Raw genomic sequence first — 19,017 nt, forward strand, 5'->3', positions numbered from 1 at the left:
GCCTTCGAGCGGCAGAACCGCCCGACGGCATGGGCGGCGTAATAGTCTGGCCTTCTCCTGTCTGTCAACAAGGCTTTGTATTTTTTTTGTCAAAGTCCAAAGCTCAGCGATGACCTCGGCTTACGAAACGACTATATGAGGCGCATGAGCAAAGATGAAAAGACCGGCGGCTCCGACCGCGACAAGCATTACGCGACGCTGCGCCGCGCGCACCGCGACCAGAAACGCGAGCGGGGCGAAATCCCCACGCCCTCCCCCAAGGACCGCCGCAAATCGCGCGCGGAAGACTGGAAAGCGCCGCAGTTGGCACCCGAACAGGTCTTCCTCTATGGACTCCACACGGTCCGCGCCGCGCTGGACAACAAGCAGCGCCAGCTGATCCGCCTGTCGGCAACGTTGAATGCGTTGCAGCGGCTGGAGATCAACGAGGCGAACCCGCCCTGCCCGCTGGTGATCGTCACGCCGCAGGAGATCGAGAAGATTGTCGGCCCCGAGGCGATCCATCAGGGCGTGATGCTGGAAACGCGGCCGCTGCCGGTGCGTCGCCTGGAGGCGCTGATCGACAGCCCGCTCGTTCTGGTGCTCGACCAGGTGACGGACCCGCACAATGTCGGCGCCATCATGCGTTCGGCCGTCGCGTTCGGCGCAGGTGCCGTCATCACCACGCAGCGACACAGCCCGACAGAATCAGGTGTACTTGCGAAATCCGCCTCGGGGGCACTGGAACTCATCCCCTATATCCAGATCACCAATCTCGCCGACGCGCTCGCCGAACTGCACAAGCTCGGCTTCTTCTCGATCGGGCTTGATTCGGAAGGGCCGGCGGAGCTGGAGAAAAGCTTCTCGGGCGGCAAGATCGCGCTGGTCATGGGCAACGAGGGCAAGGGACTTCGGCAGAAGACCCGGGAAACGGTGAGCGCGCTTGCCCGTCTCGACATGCCGGGCGCGATCAAATCGCTCAATGTCTCCAATGCCGCGGCAATCGCGCTTTACGCCAGCCGGCAGTTTCTCGCGCGGGGGTGATGCCCTTGCGCTGAACAAAGCGCAGTTTTTACTTTACATAAACGGGGAATATGCTAGTTCCCCGCGCGTTGCCCCTATAGCTCAGTTGGTAGAGCGGCTGATTTGTAATCAGTAGGTCGGGAGTTCGAGTCTCTCTGGGGGCACCACCCTTTCCTTTGTCCCATCTTCGATCGATACAGGCCGCGTGTCTTGCGGATGTCATTGGCTTTAATGTAGGTTCCGGCGCAACGCATCGCCGGGGCATCTGCATGACAATCGAATTCAGGACCATCTCCTTCACCGCCTCGTCTGCACCCGATGCAGAGGCGGCGTGTCAGGAGCTTGTGGCGCGCTATGGCGATACGCCGCTTGAAGAGGCGGATGTGATCGTGGCGCTCGGCGGCGACGGCTTCATGCTGCAGACGCTGCACAAGGCGATGAACTCGTCCAAGCACATCTACGGCATGAACAAGGGCTCCGTCGGCTTCCTGATGAACCGCTACAGCGTCGAGAAGCTGCATGAGCGGATCGCGGCGGCCACGGAGAACGTCATCCATCCGCTGGAAATGAAGACCGAGGACGCCTACGGCAACAAGCATACGGCGCTTGCCATCAACGAGGTCTCGCTGCTCAGGCAATCCTATCAGGCGGCGAAGCTGCGCGTCGATATCGACGGCAAGACACGCCTGGCCGAACTCACCTGCGACGGTCTGTTGCTGGCGACGCCGGCCGGCTCCACGGCATACAATCTCTCCGCCCATGGGCCGATCCTGCCGCTCGACACGCCACTGATGGCGCTGACCCCCGTCAGTGCCTTCCGTCCGCGCCACTGGCGCGGTGCGCTGCTGCCGGAAAAGGTGGTCGTCGATATCACCGTGCTCGAATGCGAGAAGCGGCCGGTCAATGCGGTCGCCGACCACCAGGAGGTCAAGTCGATCAATCATGTCCGCATCCGCCAGGCGCGCGACATGAGCGTCAGCATCCTGTCGGACTCGGACAACTCCTGGTCGGAACGGATTCTCAGCGAGCAGTTCTCCCCCTGAGCGAGCAGTTCCCCCCGGGACCGGGTTTCCATCCCTGAAATGAAAAACCCGCCGAGGCATGAGCCCGGCGGGTTTTCTGATTCAGACTTTCAGATGGCCTCAGAAGAAGCCGCCACGCTGCTTCCACCAGCCGACCTTCTTCGGCTTCGGTTCGCCGCCTTCGGTCGTGCTGCCGGAGGTGAGAACCGGCTCGGTGGCGATCGGGCCAGACGAGGCGCTCGTGCGTGCCGTACGGGCCGCCGGCTTTTCTTCCGCTTCCGGCTCTTCCTTTGCTGCCTCGGCAACAGGGGCAGGCTCGGGAGCTGCTTCAACGACAGGCGCTGCCGCAGCAGGCGCTTCTTCAGCAGGCTGGGCTTCGACGACCGGGGCCGGCGCTACGGCAACCGGCTCGGCGGCGACTTCAGCGACAGCCATGGCTTCGACACGCTCGACAGCGACAACCTCTGCGGCCTCATCGCCCTCATCGGCGCCGTCGTCGTCGCCTTCATCATTGCCTTCGGCATCGTCGGCACTTCCGGCTTCTACACCGTCTTCGTCACGGGTACGGCGACCGCCACGCTTGCCGCGGCGGCGGCGCTTGCGCTTCGGCTGGTCATCCGAGGACGAGGCGGATGCCGGTGCGCCATCGGCATCACCTTCGTCGTCGCCTTCATCGCCCTCGTCGTCACCTTCACCGCCATCATCGCCCTGCCCGGCATTGGCCTGCGGGTTCTGACCGTCCTGATCGTCACGGCGACCGCGACGACGCCGACGGCGCTTGCGCTTGCGGCCATTCTGATCGTCGGAAGACTTCGCCTCGGCAGGCGCCTTGGCGACGACGATGTCGTCTTCATCCTCATCGTCGATCTCTTCGACGGGGATGTCTTCCTCTTCTTCCGGCTCAGGCAGCATCAGCATCAGCGATTCGACCTTGACCGGGTTTTCCACCGGATCGCCGCGATCGATGGCGAAATGCTGCGCGCCGACGGCGGCGTCGGCCTCGATGAAGATCGAGAGACCGAAGCGGGCTTCGTAATCGACAATCGTGCCGCGCTTCTGGTTGAGCAGATAGAGCGAAATGTCCGGCGTGGTGCGGACCGTGATGTCATGCGTGGTGTTCTTGAGCAGATATTCCTCGACACCGCGCAGAACGTGGAGCGCGACGGAGGACTGCGAACGGACGTGACCGGTGCCGCCGCAATGCGAGCAGACCTGCGTCGTCGATTCCAGCACCGAGGCGCGGATACGCTGGCGCGACATTTCGAGAAGACCGAAATGCGAGATGCGGCCGACCTGGATGCGGGCGCGGTCGTTCTTCAGGTGATCCTTCAGACGCTTTTCGACGGACCGGTTGTTGCGCTTCTCCTCCATGTCGATGAAGTCGATGACAACGAGGCCGGCAAGGTCGCGCAGGCGAAGCTGACGGGCAACTTCTTCGGCGGCTTCGAGGTTGGTCGCAAGCGCCGTTTCCTCGATCGAATGTTCGCGGGTGGAGCGACCGGAGTTCACGTCGATGGCGACGAGCGCTTCGGTCTGATTGATGATCAGATAGCCGCCGGACTTCAGCGTCACCTGCGGCTGCAGCATGCGGTCCAGCTGGGCCTCGATGCCGGAGCGCGAGAAGATCGGATGCACGTCGCGATAGGGCTGAACGACCTTGGCGTGGCTCGGCATCAGCATCTTCATGAAGTCTTTCGCTTCACGATAGCCTTCCTCGCCGGCAACGATGATCTCGGAAATGTCCTTGTTGTAAAGGTCGCGGATCGAACGCTTGATCAGCGAGCCTTCCTCATAGACGAGGCAGGGCGCGGTGGAATTCAGCGTCAGCGTACGGACGTTTTCCCACAGGCGCATCAGGTATTCGAAGTCGCGCTTGATCTCGACCTTGGTGCGGTTGGCACCGGCGGTGCGCAGGATCACGCCCATGCCCTGCGGCACGTCGAGACCGCGAGCGATTTCCTTCAGGCGCTTGCGGTCCGTCGGCTGGGTGATCTTGCGGGAAATGCCGCCGCCACGCGCCGTGTTCGGCATCAGGACCGAGTAACGGCCTGCAAGCGACAGATAGGTGGTGAGAGCAGCACCCTTGTTGCCGCGCTCTTCCTTGGCGACCTGCACCAGGAGGATCTGACGGCGCTTGATGACTTCCTGGATGCGATACTGCTTGCGCGGCTTGCGCACGACGCGGTCCGGAACTTCTTCCATTGCGTCTTCGGCGCCGATGGAGTCGATCACTTCCTTTTCAGCGTGATCGTCATCATCATCATCGTCATCGCGGCGATTGCGACGGCGGCTGCGCTGCGGCGTGAACTCTTCGGAAATCGTATCGGTGTCGATTTCGGCAGCCATCACGTCCGGATTGCTGTCGTCGTCGGAGGAGGCCTCTTCGGGAGCGCCCTCAACGGCCTCGGCCGTTTCAGCGGCGGGCTCGACAGCGGCGGCTTCGACTTCTTCGCCAGCCTTCGGCTTGCGGCGGCTCTTGCGGCGCGGCTTCGGCTTTTCAGCCGGCTCGGCCTCGACGGCGACCGGTGTTTCGGTCACCAGTGCGGAAAGATCAGCCTCGGGCTGTTCGGCCGCAGCGGGATCAGCAGCAGGTGCGGCGGCTTCCGGCTCGTCGTGGTCGTCCCGGTCCTCGCGGCGAACCTGTTCGGCCTCTTCAGCGAGAAGCGCCTGACGGTCGGCCAGCGGAATCTGGTAGTAATCCGGATGGATTTCGGCGAAAGCCAGGAAGCCATGACGGTTGCCGCCATAGTCAACGAAGGCGGCCTGGAGCGAAGGCTCCACTCGGGTGACCTTCGCGAGGTAGATATTCCCACGCAGCTGTTTCTTGTGCTGCGACTCGAAATCGAATTCCTCTATGCGGTTGCCACGTACGACAACGACGCGCGTCTCTTCCTCGTGAGACGCATCGATAAGCATTCTGTCTGCCATTTATGCTGCACTCCTCGGCGCGGCAGCATGGAGGCCATTCGTAAGTTCATCTCGGAAATCTTGTGAATGAAGCCAGCCGGCGCGCCGGAATAAAATGTTCCCGATCGGGGGGCATTCATGCGCAACGAGGCTCCGTCAACCGGGTAAACCGGGCTCCCACTTCTCGGGATGAGGGACGGAACAAGGTGCGACAACGTCGAATACCAGTCGAGAACGCCAAAGCCATAGGCCCCTGCGGGCCCGATGAATTGCTCTTCCAAAGAGCTTGGTGGAGACCACCGTTTCTGTCCGGCAACCGCCGGAAATACCTGAACACACTGCGAATAAAAGCATCATCGACGGCTGATGATTCGTCACGGGCGCCACAATTTTCGGTGGGCAGCCGGATGGGATGAATCTATCCCGTCGATACTTTTATCCTGGGTCAAGCTTTTATGTTCAAACCGTCACAATAGCAAGGAAAAAGCCTCGCTTCCCGAAACGGCCGTCATAATGTTGAACGATTTCTCCGGCAGCCGGGGTTGCCCACTGTTCCGAAACCCGTCATGAACGCGGCGATTTCCCGCTGGCGCAGGCGTTTCAGGGGAGCAGGCCGTCATACATGCCGTCACTTGAGAGGGAACGCATCGGATGCTGAGCAATGCCGGTCGCCTGCTGAGACCAAGCCAAGGAACGGCTGCGTTCTGTCTCGTTCTGGCACATCTTTTTCTGTCGTTTCTCAGTTTTCCGGCATCCGCCACGGAGCTCAATGCGAAGGCTGCCCGCATTGCCGGAGACGAAGCGCGCACGCGCATCGTGATCGACTTCGACGTCAAGCCGGACTTCACGGTTCACTATCTTGAAAGCCCCAACCGGATTGTCGTGGACATCGCCGGCACGGTGAATTTCGCCTTCCCGCCGGAGCAGCTGGAAGCCCGCGGCATCTATGAGCGCATCCGCTTCGGTGCGATGAGCGCGGGGCGCACGCGCCTTGTCCTGACGTCCAAGCTCCCGGCCGGGCTTGAGGTTGCCGAGGCGCGCAAGAACGACGAAGGCGAAGGCTGGCGGCTGGTGCTCGACGGCGCGATCGTTACGCCCGACCAATATGCAGCGATGAAGAAGCAGGGCAATTGGGGCAACTCGGAAAGCAGCAGCGCACCCGTCGTGCCGCTTGCGCCGCAGCAGCCCCCCTCGCCTGACAGCGTCTTCACCGTGGCGATCGATGCTGGCCATGGCGGGATCGACACCGGTGCGGTGACCTCCGGAAAGAACCCCGTCTACGAGAAGAACATCACCCTCGACTTCGCAACGACGCTTGCCAGGGAGCTCAACACGCGCCCGGGCATAAAGGCCTTCCTGACCCGCGACACCGATATTTTCCTTTCACTGGGAGAGCGCGTGCAGATCGCCCGGTCACGCGGGGCGAACCTCTTCATTTCGCTGCATGCCGATACGCTGCGCGAGAAATCGACGCGCGGGGCGACCGTCTACACGATCTCCGACCGCGCCTCGGACAAGCTTGCCGACGAGCTTGCCAGACGCGAAAACACCTCGGACGAAGTGGCGGGCGTCGAGGTTAAAAAGGAACCCTCGGAGGTCAACGACATCCTGATCGACCTGACGCGCCGCGAAACGCAGGCCTTTTCGATCAGCCTTGCCAATTCCATCGTTCACTCCTTCGAAGGGCAGATCGGGCTGATCAACAATCCGCACCGATCGGCAGGCTTCCGCGTGCTCACCGCTCCGGACGTGCCATCCGTGCTGCTCGAACTCGGCTTCCTGTCGAATCCCGAGGATGTGAAGCAGCTTCAGCGGGCCGATTTCCGCGACAAGCTGGTCACTCTGATCGCCGACGCGGTGAAGCGTTACCGCGAGAAGCTCGGTGGGTAACCTGCAAGGAAGGGTGCATCGTCTTGACAAGGCGCGGGTTTTGACGAATCCCCCTGTGTCGGATAAGTAACAGGCATACCGGATTGGTGTAGTGATTTTCCGGAAGTGGGTTGAAGGCCCTATTTTCCGCACATTCGGACCCTTACAGACGAGTTAATGACGCAGTGCGAGAAATGGCCTGCGTCCGGAGGAAGGCCGCACATTGCAACAATGGCGCGGCGCGCCCTGACACATTTTGATGAAGGTGAACGCGGTCCCGGCTGACGATGTCTCCGGAACACGCAAACCGGTAAAGGCACATGGTTAGACTGATCGGATATTTCTTCGGATTGAGCGCGATCCTGTTTTTCGGCGCTGCAGCTGCCGCCGCGATCTACCTCAACACGGTCATGAAGGATTTGCCCGACTACGAAGTACTGGCGAATTATGCGCCGCCCGTGACGACCCGCATTCATGCCGGTGACGGCCAGCTCATTGCCGAATATGCCCATGAGCGCCGGCTCTACCTGCCGATCCAGGCGATCCCGGACCGCGTCAAGGCCGCCTTCATCTCGGCCGAGGACAAGAATTTCTACAGCCATCCCGGTCTCGACGTGGTGGGCCTCGGACGCGCCATCCTCGTCAACCTGCAGAATGTCGGCAGCGGTCGCCGCCCGGTTGGCGCCTCGACGATCACCCAGCAGGTGGCGAAGAACTTCCTGCTCTCGTCCGACCAGACCATGTCGCGCAAGGCGAAGGAAGCCATCCTGTCGCTGCGCATCGAGCAGACCTATTCCAAGGATCGCATTCTCGAGCTCTACCTCAACGAAATCTTCTTCGGCCTGAACTCCTACGGCATCGCGTCGGCGGCGCTGACCTATTTCGACAAGTCTGTCACGGAACTTTCGATCGCCGAATGCGCCTATCTGGCGTCGCTGCCCAAGGGTCCGGCCAACTACAATCCCTTCCGCCATCCTGATGCAGCACTTGAACGCCGCAACTGGGTGATCGACCGCATGGTCGAGAACGGCTACGTCGCCAAGGACGATGGCGACGCCGCCAAGAAGGAACCGCTGGGCGTCACCGGCCGCAAGAACGGGACCTACCTCTTCGCCTCCGACTATTTCGCCGAGGAAGCCCGCCGCCAGATCATCGCGCAGTATGGCGAGAAGTCGCTGTATGAAGGTGGCCTTTCGGTCCGCACGTCGCTGAACCCGAAGCTGCAGATCTATGCACGCAAGGCGCTGCAGGATGCATTGATCGATTTCGACATCAAGCGCGGCTATCACGGTCCGATCAATCATATCGCCGTCGCCGGCGATTGGGGTCCGGCACTCTCCAAGCTCGATGAAATGCGCGACGTGCCGGAGTGGAAGCTTGCCGTGGTGCTGGCGACCGATTCGAAGGGTGTCGACATCGGCATCCGTCCCGAGCATGACCCGGCAGGCAAGGTTGACGCGGCGCGCGAGCGCGGCCGCATTGACGACGCCAACATGAAATGGGCCTATCGCTCCTCGAAGTCGCTGATGACGAAGGCGAAGTCCCCGATCGACATCTTCCAGCCGGGTGATGTGGTCTATGTGCAGGCCATCGACGGCAAGCCCGGCCAATACAAGCTGCGCCAGCCGCCGAAGATCCAGGGCGGCATGATTGCCATGGACCCGAAGACGGGCCGTGTTCTCGCCATGGTCGGCGGCTTCTCCTACGCGCAGTCGGAATTCAACCGCGCCACGCAGGCCATGCGCCAGCCTGGCTCGTCGTTCAAGCCCTTCGTTTACGCGGCCGCGCTCGACAACGGCTACACGCCCGCCTCGGTGGTCATGGATGCGCCGTTCGAGCTGCAGCTCCCCGGCGGTCAGGTCTGGTCGCCGAAGAACTATGGCGGCGACTTCTCCGGTCCGTCGACACTGCGCCGCGGTATCGAACAGTCGCGAAACCTGATGACAGTGCGCCTCGCCAACGACATGGGCATGGACACGGTGGCCGAATATGCCGAACGTTTCGGCATCTACGATCACATGCAGCCGGTCCTCGCGATGTCGCTCGGCTCCGGCGAAACGACCGTGATGCGCATGGTCTCCGGCTATTCGGTGATCGCCAACGGTGGCAAGCAGATCAAGCCGACGCTGATCGACCGCATTCAGGACCGCACCGGCAAGACGATCTACAAGCATGAGGACCGCGTCTGCGAAAACTGCAACGCGGCTGACTGGAAGAACCAGGAAGAGCCGGTTGTCGACGACAAGCGCGAGCAGGTTCTCGACCCGATGACGGCCTACCAGATCACCTCGATGATGCAGGGCGTGGTGCAGCGCGGCACGGCGGCAGGCCAGGTCAAGCTCGACCGCGACGTCGCCGGCAAGACCGGCACGACAAACGACGAAAAGGACGCCTGGTTCGTCGGCTTCACACCCGACCTCGTCGCCGGCGTCTATATCGGCTACGACAACCCGCAGCCGATGGGCCGCGGCGGCACCGGTGGTCACCTTTCCGCACCGATCTTCAACGAGTTCATGCAGGATGCCGACAAGGACATCACCCCGTCGAAGTTCATCGTTCCGGAAGGCATGCAACTGATTGCCGTCGACCGCAAGACCGGCATGGAAGCAGGCCCCGGCGATCCGAACACGATCGTGGAAGCCTTCAAACCCGGCACCGGCCCCGCCAATGTCTTCTCCGTCATCGGCGGCGAAGACTATGCGACGCCGGAGCAGATCATGAACCAGTCGCCGCAGGCCAATGATGCGGTGAAGCAGGGACAGCCGGGCCTGTTCTGACGAACTGCTGGCCATGTCGCGTCACGCGTGATAGGTTACATGTAACCCACGGGAGATGTGTCATGGCCTCTGGATCTGCGCGAAAGTCTTCACGGGAAAAGGTCTCCGAATATCGGGCGCGGTTGCGCGCTCAAGGTTTGAGGCCAGTGCAGATTTGGGTGCCGGATACGCGGTCCGACAGTTTTCGCGCGGAGGCGTTGAGGCAATCGGTGGCCGTTGCACAGAGCGCTTCTGCGCATGACGATCAGGACTTCATCGACGCCATTTCCGAGCTTTCAGGCGAATGACGCGCGGCGAGATCTGGACCGTGGCCGGCGGGAATGATTCTGCGGGCAAGCCCCGTCCTGTTGTCATCATTCAGGACGACGCCTTTGCAGCCACACAGTCCATCACGGTCTGCGCCTTCACATCCGACACGACCGAAGCGCCTCTCTTCCGGCTGATGGTAGAGCCGTCGAAGACAAACGGCCTCATCCGCGAAAGCTGCCTGATGGTTGACAAGATTACGACTGTGCAGAAGTCGAAGCTCGGAAAACGGATCGGGCAATTGGCAGAGCGCGACATGCTGCGACTGAACCAGTCGATCATCGTATTTCTTGGGCTAGCGACCTCGACGAAAGCGGTGTCTCCCGAAAGCGGCTAACAGCCCCTCCCCGCGCTTTGCTTTTTCGTTTCGCGGGTTTACATCCGCCCCTCAAGAAATTATGTCATCGCCAGCTTATACCAACGATCAGAAACGGACCCATGCGTATCGAAATCGAGAACATTGTCGACGAAATCAAGCAGGCCATAAGCCTGCTGAGGAGGCATCTTTGACTGGGATCAGGCGATAAGACGTCTCGACTGGCTCAACAACAAGTCAGAAGATCCCAATCTCTGGAATAACCCGACCGAAGCCCAGAAGCTGATGCGCGAGCGTCAGAACCTGGACAAGAGCATCAACGGTCTGAAGAAGCTCGAATCCGAGCTGACGGACAATATCGAGCTGATCGAACTTGGCGAGGCCGAGGACGATGACAGCATCGTGAAGGATGCCGAAGATTCGATCCGCACGCTGCGCACCGAGTTTGCACGGCTTCAGGTCGAAGCGATGCTGTCCGGTGAAGCCGATGGCAACGATACCTATCTGGAAGTCCATTCGGGTGCCGGTGGCACCGAGAGCCAGGACTGGGCGAACATGCTTCTGCGCATGTACACGCGCTGGGCCGAGCGTCAGGGCTTCAAGGTGGAAATCCTGGAAATGCATGACGGCGAAGAAGCCGGCATCAAGTCCGCGACGATCCTCGTCAAGGGCGAGAATGCCTATGGCTGGCTGAAGACCGAGTCGGGCGTGCATCGTCTCGTGCGCATTTCGCCCTATGACAGCAACGCGCGCCGGCACACGTCCTTCTCGTCCGTCTGGGTCTATCCGGTCGTCGATGATTCGATCCAGATCGACATCAACGAAAGCGATTGCCGCATCGACACCTATCGCTCGTCGGGCGCCGGTGGTCAGCACGTCAACACGACCGACTCGGCCGTGCGCATCACGCACATGCCCTCCGGCATCGTGGTCGCCTGCCAGCAGGAGCGTTCACAGCACAAGAACCGCGCCAAGGCGTGGGAAATGTTGCGCTCGCGCCTTTACGAGGCCGAACTTGAGCGGCGCGAAGCGGCGGCAAATGCCGAAGCTGCGTCGAAGAGCGATATCGGCTGGGGCCACCAGATCCGCTCCTACGTCCTGCAGCCCTACCAGATGGTCAAGGACCTGCGCACGGGCGTCGAAAGCTCGGCTCCTGGCGATGTTCTCGATGGCGAGATCACCGAGTTCATGGAAGCAGCCCTTGCGCACCGCGTCACCGGTGGCGCGGATGTGGACGTCGCGGATATCGACTGAGGACAACATCCCTCATCGCAACATACAAAAGGGGAGCTTCCGGCTCCCCTTTTCAGTTTCAGACAGTCGTTTGCGTCGTGGGCGTCACTCCGCCGCGACAATCGTCCGGGCGACCGGGCGCAGCGTCAGCAGGCTGAATAGCACCACCATCATCGAGCAGAGGCCGATGCCGGCAATCATGGGCATCGACGTCCCGTTGAAGAAGAGCGAGACCAGCGCCGTCACGGCCGAGGCTGCCACGAATTGCAGCGTTCCCATCAGCGCCGAAGCCGTACCGGCAATGCGGCCGTGGGCCTCCAGCGCCAGCACGGCCGAGGACGGCACGACGAGGCCCAGGAAGCCGTAGCCGGCGAGAAGCAGCACGGTCATCAGGAGGAAGTTATCGATGCCGGCAAGACGGGTCGCGAGCAGCAGAACCATCATCGAGGAATAGAGCAAGGCGGCGGTCCGAACGACCCGGCGCAGGCCGTAGCGCTTCGCAAGACGCGCGTTCATCTGCGAGAAGACGAAGAACGGGATCGCATTCAGCGCAAACATGATTCCATAGGCCGAAGGCGACAGGCCGAAATGCTCGATGATCACGAAGGACGAGTTCGAGACATAGACCATGTAGCTCGACATGCCGAAGGCGGCGATGCCGACGATGCCCATGAAGTGCGGATCGATCAGAAGCAGTCCGTAGTTCTTGAACGCGCCGCTGAGGCTGCTTTCAAGCCGCTTCTCTTTCGTCCGTGTCTCGTTGAGAACAAAGGTCACGAGGAGGACGCCGATAAGGCCGAAGGCCGTCAACACCCAGAAGATATCGCGCCAGGTCGCAAAGGACACGATCAGGCTGCCGGCCAGCGGCGCCAGCAGGGGCGAGATGCTGAAGACCAGCATGAGGAGCGACATGAGGCGAGCCGCTTCCGGGCCCGTATGCAGATCGCGGACAACGGCGCGGGCAATCACAGCCCCTGCCCCGGCGCCCAGCCCCTGAATGAAGCGGAAGGCGATCAGCGCGTGAACGCTCGGCGCCAGGGCGCAACCGATCGCACCGATCATGTAGATGGTCATGCCGGCAATCAGCGGCGGACGGCGACCATACATGTCGGAGACCGAGCCATAGACGATCTGTGCAATCGCCATGGCGATGAAATAGGAGGTCAGGCTGAGCTGCAGCGTGCTGCCATCGGTGCGGAAATCCTTGGCGATCGAGGGCAGCGCCGGCAGGTAGATATCCAGCGCGGAGACGCCGACAGCGGACAGGAAGCCCAGAATCAGGGCGTAGTAAAGCGTCGAGGACTTCATCGAAATCTCTCCAGTTTTTTCGGGGGTGGACGAGGCAGCATTGGGAGTTCGCCGCCACAAAATTCGTTTCCGCCCATATTTTTAGACACTATTGTCCAATTGGACAAGAGTGTCCAACTTGAATATTTTTGATGGAAGGATTATTTCGGGTTCATGGACATTGAAACCGCCGAAACACCTGACCTTGCCAAATCCAAGCGTGACCGCATCCTAGAGGCGGCCGCGACAGTTTTCTGTCAGGATGGCTACACGGGCGCGAGCATCGACGCGGTGGCAACGAAGGCCGGCGTCTCGCGCCAGACGATCTACAACCACGTCGGCGACAAGGACGGGCTCTTCAAGGACGTCGTGGCAGCCCTGACCGAGAAGTCTGCGGCGAACTTTCTCCTGCTGATGGAAGACTTTCCGGAGAGGCCGGAGAATCTCGAGGCCGAACTCACGGCATTTTCAGCCCGTCTGCTCAACCATGTCACGCAGAACAAGACGAGCCGCTGGCTGCTGAAGCTGGCAGAGAACGAGAGCGGTCGCTATCCGGAACTGTTCACGGTCTGGCGTGAATTCGGCTCAGGCCGGAAGCGCTCGATGGTGGCGGCGCAGCTGTCGCAGCTTGCGTTGAACGGCTATCTCGAATTCGACGACGCGGCCCTTGCCGCGCGGCAGTATCTGGCGCTGCTGACCGCCGAGTGGCGAACGGAATTCCAGCTCGGCCGCTTCCCCAGCGAAGAGGAATGCGCCGGCATGGCAGAGCGCGCAGTCAAGACCTTCCTGCGCGCCTTTGCCCGCCGCTAGTTCAAATCATCAGCGCTTGCGAACATCCGTCTTCGTCTTTGACATCATGTTCTCAAGATAGCCGAGCATCAGGGCCGAGATCACGAAGGCAAGGTGGATACCTGTCAGCAGGACGATCTTCGTGTCGGTGTACTGATTGACGTTCAGAAAGACCTGCAGCAGGTGGATCGAGGAAATCGCAACAATCGATGAGGCCACCTTGATCTTGAGGCTGCCAGAGTCGAGCTTGCCAAGGAACGAAACTTCCTTGTTGTCGACATTGGCCTCAGCCTCGTCGAAACGGCTGACGAAGTTCTCGTAGCCCGAAATCATCACCATGACGATCAGACTACCGACCAGTGCGGCATCAATCAGGCCGAGCATGGCGAGAATCATGTCCTCTTCGCTCGAAACCATGACATTGGAAGCGATCTTGATGAATTTCAGAAGGAACGAGAAGCCATAAAGTGCAAGAGCTGCGGCAAGGCCCAGATAGAAGATGACCAATATCCAGCGGCTCGACAGAATGATGCGTTCTACAAGCAACTCCAATGATTTCATAAGAACCTCTAAAGCAAAATCGGCCAGATGCCCGGGGGCTTCGCCAATATAGGCTTCGGGAGCGGAATTCCAAGGCAATCATTGGCAAATTGCAGGTTCAATCCCGCAGATCTCTTCAGAACGCCTTGAGCCAGTGCTCTATTCTCTCCATCGCCTCCACCATTTCTGCCGTGGCCCCCGCATAAGAGAAGCGCATCGTGTGATGGCCATCGATCGGATCGAAGTCGATGCCGGGCGTTGCCGCGACATTGGTTTCGGCCAGCATCCGGCGGGCGAAGGCCATCGAATCATTGGTGAAGCGGCTGACATCCGCATAGGCGTAGAAGGCACCGTCCATGGGTGACGCGAGCGTCAGGCCTATGCGTGGCAGGGCTTCGAGAAGAATGTCGCGGTTCTGGCGATAGCTGTCCTTGACCCGCTCAAGCTCCTCCGTCTCGCCCAATGCCGCCTCGGCGGCGATCTGCGACAATTCGGGTGCGGAGATGTAGAGGCTCTGGGCGATGCGCTCGAAGCTGCGGACCATGTTTTCCGGCAGCACCATCCAGCCGATGCGCCAGCCGGTCATGCAATAGTATTTCGAAAACGAGTTGATGATGATCGCATCGTCCGTCACCGAAAGCGCGGTCGTCTCCTCACCGGCATAGGTGAGGCCGTGATAGATCTCGTCGGAGATGAAATGGATGGCATTGGCTCGGCAATAGTCCGCCAGGGCCTTCAGTGCCCTCGCACCCGTCACCGTCCCTGTCGGGTTGGCGGGGCTGGCGAGCAGGACGCCCTTCAGGCGGATGCCGGCCTGACTTGCCGCGGCGTCCAGATTGTCCGGCGTCAGCGTGAAGCCGCTGGCGGCATCGGCGGCGACTTCCAGAACGTTGAGCCCGAGTGCCTTGAGGATGTTTCGATAGGCGGGATAGCCGGGACGCGCGATCGCCACCCAGTCTCCCTGATCGAAAAGCGCCAGGAAGGCCAGATTGAAGCCAGCGGAAGATCCCGTGGTCACGGCGATGCGTTGCGGATCGATCGAGACGCCGTAGCGATCCTGATAATGCGAGGACAAAGCCTGACGCAGGGACAGCAGGCCCAGCGCATCGGTATAGCCGAGGCGGCCGTGTTCGAGGGCTGCGCGCGAGGCGGCAAGTGCTGCCTTCGGAGCGGGATGCGATGGCTGGCCAACGGCCATCGAGATGACGGCATGGCCGGCAGCGCGGCGCTTCGTCGCCTCGGCCAGAACATCCATGGCGTGGAAAGGTTCAACATTTCCACGTGTCGAAAGGTCGGCCAAGGCAGTCTCCTCGATTGTCCGCTGCATCACGGGGCAAGCTCTTCACATTCCCGCGAGCAGGTCATTTTGTCCGGTTTTGCGGTTTGTATTCAGGCCCCGCCGATTGTAAAGAGCAAGGAGATGATTTTAGCGCCGGGCGTCCTGCCACAGGCCAAACATAATTGCCGTCTGTTATGCCGCTTCGCGCCAAAAACAGCCGAGCAACCAGGAGACAGAAATGGCATCGAAGATCATGAACTTGCTGGCATCAGGCGCCTTCGTTGTCGCGTCCATTCTGGCGACCACGGCTCCGGCCCGTGCCTTCGACGATGGCCAGAAGAAGGAAATCGGCGACATCGTGCGCCAGTACCTGATCGACAACCCGGAGGTCCTGATCGAAGCGCAGGAGGCGCTGCAGGCCAAGCGGGATCAGGCGACGGCGGCCAAGGCTTCCGGCGCCATCGACAAGAACAAGCAGGCGCTCTTCTCCGACGCCTCCGACCTCGTCCTGGGCAACCCTAAGGGCGACGTGACGATCGTCGAGTTCTTCGATTACAACTGCACCTATTGCAAGCACGCCATCAAGGACATGTCGGCGCTGATCAAGTCGGACTCGAATGTCCGCTTCGTGCTCAAGGAATTCCCGATCCTCGGTCAGGATTCGATCGAGGCGCACAAGATCGCGCTGGCCTTCCGCGCCATCGCGCCGGAAAAATACGGCCAGTTCCATATGGCGCTTCTGGGCGGCACGGGCCATGCGAACAAGGACGCCGCGCTGAAGGTTGCCGAAAGCCTCGGCGTCTCCAAGGCCGAAATCGCCAAGCAGGTCGCCGCCAATGCCGGCGAGCAGAGCGTCAAGTCGTCCTACCAGCTGGCCGATGCACTCGGTATCAACGGCACGCCCGCCTATATCATCGGAAATGACATGATCCCGGGTGCTGCCGGCCTCGACGTGCTCACCCAGAAGGTCGCCAACATGCGCGCCTGCGGCAAGGCCACCTGCTGAGGAACGAGTTTTCCACACCGCTTTGTGGCGCGCATGCGCGGTTATTCACCGTGCGTGCCGCTACGGCAAGCAATGGCTTCCATTTGCCTGAAGTCCAGACTATAGAAGAACCCCGACGCCGCCCGGCTGGCGCAGCGACAATGTCGCGCGCGGTCGTCAAAGGCGAGCTTGAGAAGAATAAGAACAGGACGATTTTCATGGCAGAGAAGAAGACCGGCATCGATCAGGCCCTCATTCGCGACCTCGCGAACATCCTGAAAGAAACCGACCTCACCGAAATCGAAGTCGAACAGGATGCGCTTCGCATCCGCGTTTCGCGCGCTGCTCCCGCAGCCATGCACATGCCTTACAGCGTAGCGGCTCCCGCACCGGCCCCCGTCGCTGCCGTGGCACCGGCAGAGGCCGCGGCTCCGGCCGTTGCTGCCCGCGACCCGAAGAACACGGTCGCATCGCCCATGGTCGGCACGACCTATCTGTCGCCGGCTCCCGGCGCACGGCCCTTCGTTGAAGTCGGCCAGACCATCAAGGAAGGCCAGACGATCCTCATCATCGAGGCCATGAAGACCATGAACCAGATTCCGGCACCGCGCTCGGGCAAGGTTGTCGAAATCCTCGTCACGGACGCCCAACCGGTGGAATTCGGCGAAGCCTTGATCATCATCGAATAAGGGGCGTCCCATGATTTCCAAAGTCCTCATTGCCAACCGGGGCGAGATCGCGCTTCGCATCCTCCGGGCGTGCAAGGAACTCGGGATCGCGACCGTCGCCGTCCATTCGACCGCCGATGCGGATGCCATGCATGTTCGCCTCGCCGACGAGAGCGTCTGCATCGGCCCGCCGCCGTCGCGCGACAGCTATCTCAACATCCACCAGATCGTTGCGGCCTGCGAGATCACCGGCGCTGACGCCGTGCATCCGGGCTATGGCTTCCTGTCTGAAAACGCCAAGTTCGCCGACATTCTCGACGCCCATGGCATCACCTTCATCGGGCCGACGGCGGAACATATCCGCCTGATGGGCGACAAGATCACCGCCAAGAAGACGGCTGTCGAACTCGGCATCCCGGTCGTTCCGGGCTCGGCCGGCGAAGTGAAGCCGGAAAACGCGCTGGAAATTGCCCGTGAGATCGGCTTCCCGGTCCTGATCAAGGCAACCGCCGGCGGCGGTGGACGCGGCATGAAGGTCGCCAAGACCGAGGAAGAGCTGGAAGAAGCCGTTTCGACGGCGCGTTCCGAGGCTCTGGCCGCATTCGGCAATGATGCCGTCTACATGGAAAAGTATCTCGGCAAGCCGCGCCATATCGAAGTCCAGGTTCTGGGCGATGGCGAGGGCAATGCCGTGCATCTGGGCGAACGCGACTGCTCGCTGCAGCGCCGCCACCAGAAGGTCTGGGAAGAAGCCAACTCCCCTGCCCTGAATGTCGAGCAGCGCATGCGCATCGGCCAGATCTGCGCCGACGCCATGAAGAAGATGAAGTATCGCGGTGCCGGTACGATCGAATTCCTCTACGAAAACGGCGAGTTCTATTTCATCGAAATGAACACCCGTCTTCAGGTCGAGCATCCGATCACCGAAGCGATCACCGGCATCGACCTCGTGCATGAGCAGATCCGCATCGCGTCCGGCGGCGGCATCTCGGTCACGCAGGACGAGATCAAGTTCTCCGGTCACGCCATCGAATGCCGTATCAATGCGGAAGATCCCCGCACCTTCGTTCCCTCGCCGGGCACGATCACGCATTTCCATGCGCCGGGTGGACTGGGCGTTCGCGTCGATTCGGGAGCCTATCAGGGCTACAAGATCCCGCCCTATTACGACAGCCTCATCGGCAAGCTGATCGTGCATGGACGCACCCGCGTCGAATGCATGATGCGGCTCCGCCGCGTGCTTGACGAGTTTGTCATCGACGGCATCAAGACGACGCTGCCGCTCTTCCAGGACCTGATTTCCAACCAGGATATCGCCAATGGCGATTATGACATCCACTGGCTGGAAAAGTACCTGGCGGAAAAGCCGGCGGAGTAAAGACGAGCATCATGAGCGCGCAGCTACAGGACCCGGAACTGACACCGGAAATCCTGCTGCGCGCTTATTCCATCGGCCTCTTCCCCATGGCCGAATCCGCTGACGATCCGGAGCTCTTCTGGGTGCAGCCGGAACTGCGCGGCATCATCCCGCTCGACGGTTTTCACGTCTCGCGCAGCCTTGCCAAGATGATGCGCAAATCCCCCTTCGATATCCGTGTCAACACCGCCTTTCGCGACGTCATGCTGAAATGCGGCGAGCCGGCAGACGATCGCCCGACGACCTGGATCAACGAAACGATCCTCGATCTCTACGGCCAGCTCCACGAGATGGGCCACGCCCATTCCGTCGAAGCCTTCGAAGATGGCGAACTGGTCGGCGGCCTTTACGGCGTATCGCTAGGCGCCGCCTTCTTCGGCGAGAGCATGTTCTCGCGCCGGACGAACGCCTCCAAGATCTGCCTCGTGCATCTGGTCGAACGCCTGCGCGAACGGCGCTTCCGCCTGCTCGACACGCAATTCACCACCGAACACCTGAGGACATTCGGCGCCATCGATGTGCCGAAGGCGCAGTACGAGATATTGCTGGCTGACGCAGTATCGCGGCCGGATATCGATTTCGCGCGGAGTTAAGCCGCACCCTTGCAGGCAGCATGCATA

Annotated in this window: 16 protein-coding genes and 1 tRNA gene; 13 read left to right on the plus strand and 4 right to left on the minus strand. The window is 61.0% G+C overall.

The window, feature by feature from the left end:
• The first annotated feature begins 144 nt into the window (after positions 1 to 144).
• The 3 genes from LQK84_RS02175 to LQK84_RS02185 all read left to right on the plus strand — a co-directional run bounded on the left by LQK84_RS02175 (position 145) and on the right by LQK84_RS02185 (position 2,045).
• Entirely contained in the window at positions 145 to 1,023 is an 879-nt protein-coding gene (locus tag LQK84_RS02175) for a TrmH family RNA methyltransferase (RefSeq protein ID WP_230826940.1), read from the plus strand.
• Positions 1,024 to 1,093: 70 nt separating this feature from the next.
• Positions 1,094 to 1,169, plus strand: a tRNA-Thr gene (locus tag LQK84_RS02180).
• Positions 1,170 to 1,271: 102 nt separating this feature from the next.
• Positions 1,272 to 2,045 carry an NAD kinase gene (locus LQK84_RS02185; protein ID WP_230826941.1) on the plus strand — a complete coding sequence of 258 codons (774 nt, stop codon included), beginning with the start codon at positions 1,272 to 1,274 and terminating at the stop codon, positions 2,043 to 2,045.
• A 99-nt stretch (positions 2,046 to 2,144) separates the two neighbouring features.
• On the opposite strand, the gene LQK84_RS02190 is transcribed toward LQK84_RS02185, so the two are convergent.
• Positions 2,145 to 4,952 (minus strand): Rne/Rng family ribonuclease, encoded by a 2,808-nt coding sequence (locus tag LQK84_RS02190; protein ID WP_230826942.1) that lies wholly within the window; start codon positions 4,950 to 4,952, stop codon positions 2,145 to 2,147.
• Between the two features lie 630 nt (positions 4,953 to 5,582).
• Here LQK84_RS02190 and LQK84_RS02195 point away from each other — a divergent pair.
• The 5 genes from LQK84_RS02195 to prfB all read left to right on the plus strand — a co-directional run bounded on the left by LQK84_RS02195 (position 5,583) and on the right by prfB (position 11,453).
• Complete coding sequence (locus LQK84_RS02195; protein WP_230826943.1) at positions 5,583 to 6,821, plus strand: N-acetylmuramoyl-L-alanine amidase; 1,239 nt, start codon at positions 5,583 to 5,585, stop codon at positions 6,819 to 6,821.
• A 299-nt stretch (positions 6,822 to 7,120) separates the two neighbouring features.
• Positions 7,121 to 9,577, plus strand: a complete 2,457-nt coding sequence (locus tag LQK84_RS02200) for a penicillin-binding protein 1A (protein WP_230826944.1) — start codon at positions 7,121 to 7,123, stop codon at positions 9,575 to 9,577.
• Positions 9,578 to 9,639: 62 nt separating this feature from the next.
• Positions 9,640 to 9,864, plus strand: a complete 225-nt coding sequence (locus LQK84_RS02205; RefSeq protein WP_230826945.1) for an antitoxin MazE family protein — start codon at positions 9,640 to 9,642, stop codon at positions 9,862 to 9,864.
• The gene (locus tag LQK84_RS02210) at positions 9,861 to 10,220 is read left to right on the plus strand and encodes a type II toxin-antitoxin system PemK/MazF family toxin (protein ID WP_230826946.1); all 360 of its coding nucleotides are present in this window, start codon (positions 9,861 to 9,863) and stop codon (positions 10,218 to 10,220) included. Before LQK84_RS02205 ends, LQK84_RS02210 begins: the two co-directional genes overlap by 4 nt.
• 101 nt (positions 10,221 to 10,321) lie before the next feature.
• Positions 10,322 to 11,453, plus strand: a protein-coding gene (gene prfB / locus LQK84_RS02215) for a peptide chain release factor 2 (RefSeq protein ID WP_230826947.1) whose coding sequence is annotated in 2 segments (ribosomal slippage) — positions 10,322 to 10,390 and positions 10,392 to 11,453 — 1,131 coding nt in all. Because the reading frame shifts where the segments join, the coding sequence is not laid out codon by codon here.
• An 84-nt stretch (positions 11,454 to 11,537) separates the two neighbouring features.
• Here the strand turns inward: prfB and LQK84_RS02220 are convergent.
• Positions 11,538 to 12,740, minus strand: coding sequence for a multidrug effflux MFS transporter (locus LQK84_RS02220; protein WP_230826948.1), 1,203 nt, complete (start codon positions 12,738 to 12,740; stop codon positions 11,538 to 11,540).
• Positions 12,741 to 12,893: 153 nt separating this feature from the next.
• Between LQK84_RS02220 and LQK84_RS02225 the strand changes: the two genes are divergently transcribed.
• The gene (locus LQK84_RS02225) at positions 12,894 to 13,529 is read left to right on the plus strand and encodes a TetR/AcrR family transcriptional regulator (protein ID WP_230826949.1); all 636 of its coding nucleotides are present in this window, start codon (positions 12,894 to 12,896) and stop codon (positions 13,527 to 13,529) included.
• A 9-nt stretch (positions 13,530 to 13,538) separates the two neighbouring features.
• Here LQK84_RS02225 and LQK84_RS02230 read toward each other — a convergent pair whose 3' ends face one another.
• Positions 13,539 to 14,069, minus strand: a complete 531-nt coding sequence (locus LQK84_RS02230) for a TIGR00645 family protein (protein ID WP_230826950.1) — start codon at positions 14,067 to 14,069, stop codon at positions 13,539 to 13,541.
• 115 nt (positions 14,070 to 14,184) lie between these two features.
• A complete protein-coding gene (locus LQK84_RS02235; RefSeq protein ID WP_230826951.1) occupies positions 14,185 to 15,348 on the minus strand; it encodes a pyridoxal phosphate-dependent aminotransferase in 1,164 nt (387 codons plus the stop codon).
• Positions 15,349 to 15,565: 217 nt separating this feature from the next.
• Between LQK84_RS02235 and LQK84_RS02240 the strand changes: the two genes are divergently transcribed.
• The 4 genes from LQK84_RS02240 to aat all read left to right on the plus strand — a co-directional run bounded on the left by LQK84_RS02240 (position 15,566) and on the right by aat (position 18,990).
• Positions 15,566 to 16,333, plus strand: coding sequence for a DsbA family protein (locus LQK84_RS02240; protein WP_230826952.1), 768 nt, complete (start codon positions 15,566 to 15,568; stop codon positions 16,331 to 16,333).
• A 197-nt stretch (positions 16,334 to 16,530) separates the two neighbouring features.
• Positions 16,531 to 17,001, plus strand: a complete 471-nt coding sequence (accB, locus tag LQK84_RS02245) for an acetyl-CoA carboxylase biotin carboxyl carrier protein (protein WP_230826953.1) — start codon at positions 16,531 to 16,533, stop codon at positions 16,999 to 17,001.
• Between the two features lie 10 nt (positions 17,002 to 17,011).
• Complete coding sequence (gene accC / locus LQK84_RS02250; RefSeq protein WP_230826954.1) at positions 17,012 to 18,358, plus strand: acetyl-CoA carboxylase biotin carboxylase subunit; 1,347 nt, start codon at positions 17,012 to 17,014, stop codon at positions 18,356 to 18,358.
• Positions 18,359 to 18,369: 11 nt separating this feature from the next.
• Positions 18,370 to 18,990, plus strand: coding sequence for a leucyl/phenylalanyl-tRNA--protein transferase (gene aat / locus LQK84_RS02255; protein ID WP_230826955.1), 621 nt, complete (start codon positions 18,370 to 18,372; stop codon positions 18,988 to 18,990).
• The last annotated feature ends 27 nt before the right edge of the window (positions 18,991 to 19,017 follow it).

This window comes from Rhizobium sp. C4 (genome assembly GCF_021026315.1).
In the GTDB taxonomy this organism is placed as follows: Bacteria; Pseudomonadota; Alphaproteobacteria; order Rhizobiales; family Rhizobiaceae; genus Ensifer_A.

Bases quoted from the DNA above. Each gene is read 5' to 3' on its own strand.
- LQK84_RS02200 (WP_230826944.1), top strand. From the start codon at position 7,121: ATGGTTAGACTGATCGGATATTTCTTCGGATTGAGCGCGATCCTGTTT.
- LQK84_RS02230 (WP_230826950.1), bottom strand. From the start codon at position 14,069: ATGAAATCATTGGAGTTGCTTGTAGAACGCATCATTCTGTCGAGCCGC.
- aat (WP_230826955.1), top strand. From the start codon at position 18,370: ATGAGCGCGCAGCTACAGGACCCGGAACTGACACCGGAAATCCTGCTG.
- accC (WP_230826954.1), top strand. From the start codon at position 17,012: ATGATTTCCAAAGTCCTCATTGCCAACCGGGGCGAGATCGCGCTTCGC.
- LQK84_RS02175 (WP_230826940.1), top strand. From the start codon at position 145: ATGAGCAAAGATGAAAAGACCGGCGGCTCCGACCGCGACAAGCATTAC.
- LQK84_RS02225 (WP_230826949.1), top strand. From the start codon at position 12,894: ATGGACATTGAAACCGCCGAAACACCTGACCTTGCCAAATCCAAGCGT.
- LQK84_RS02195 (WP_230826943.1), top strand. From the start codon at position 5,583: ATGCTGAGCAATGCCGGTCGCCTGCTGAGACCAAGCCAAGGAACGGCT.
- LQK84_RS02240 (WP_230826952.1), top strand. From the start codon at position 15,566: ATGGCATCGAAGATCATGAACTTGCTGGCATCAGGCGCCTTCGTTGTC.
- LQK84_RS02220 (WP_230826948.1), bottom strand. From the start codon at position 12,740: ATGAAGTCCTCGACGCTTTACTACGCCCTGATTCTGGGCTTCCTGTCC.
- LQK84_RS02185 (WP_230826941.1), top strand. From the start codon at position 1,272: ATGACAATCGAATTCAGGACCATCTCCTTCACCGCCTCGTCTGCACCC.
- LQK84_RS02190 (WP_230826942.1), bottom strand. From the start codon at position 4,952: ATGGCAGACAGAATGCTTATCGATGCGTCTCACGAGGAAGAGACGCGC.
- LQK84_RS02205 (WP_230826945.1), top strand. From the start codon at position 9,640: ATGGCCTCTGGATCTGCGCGAAAGTCTTCACGGGAAAAGGTCTCCGAA.
- LQK84_RS02210 (WP_230826946.1), top strand. From the start codon at position 9,861: ATGACGCGCGGCGAGATCTGGACCGTGGCCGGCGGGAATGATTCTGCG.
- accB (WP_230826953.1), top strand. From the start codon at position 16,531: ATGGCAGAGAAGAAGACCGGCATCGATCAGGCCCTCATTCGCGACCTC.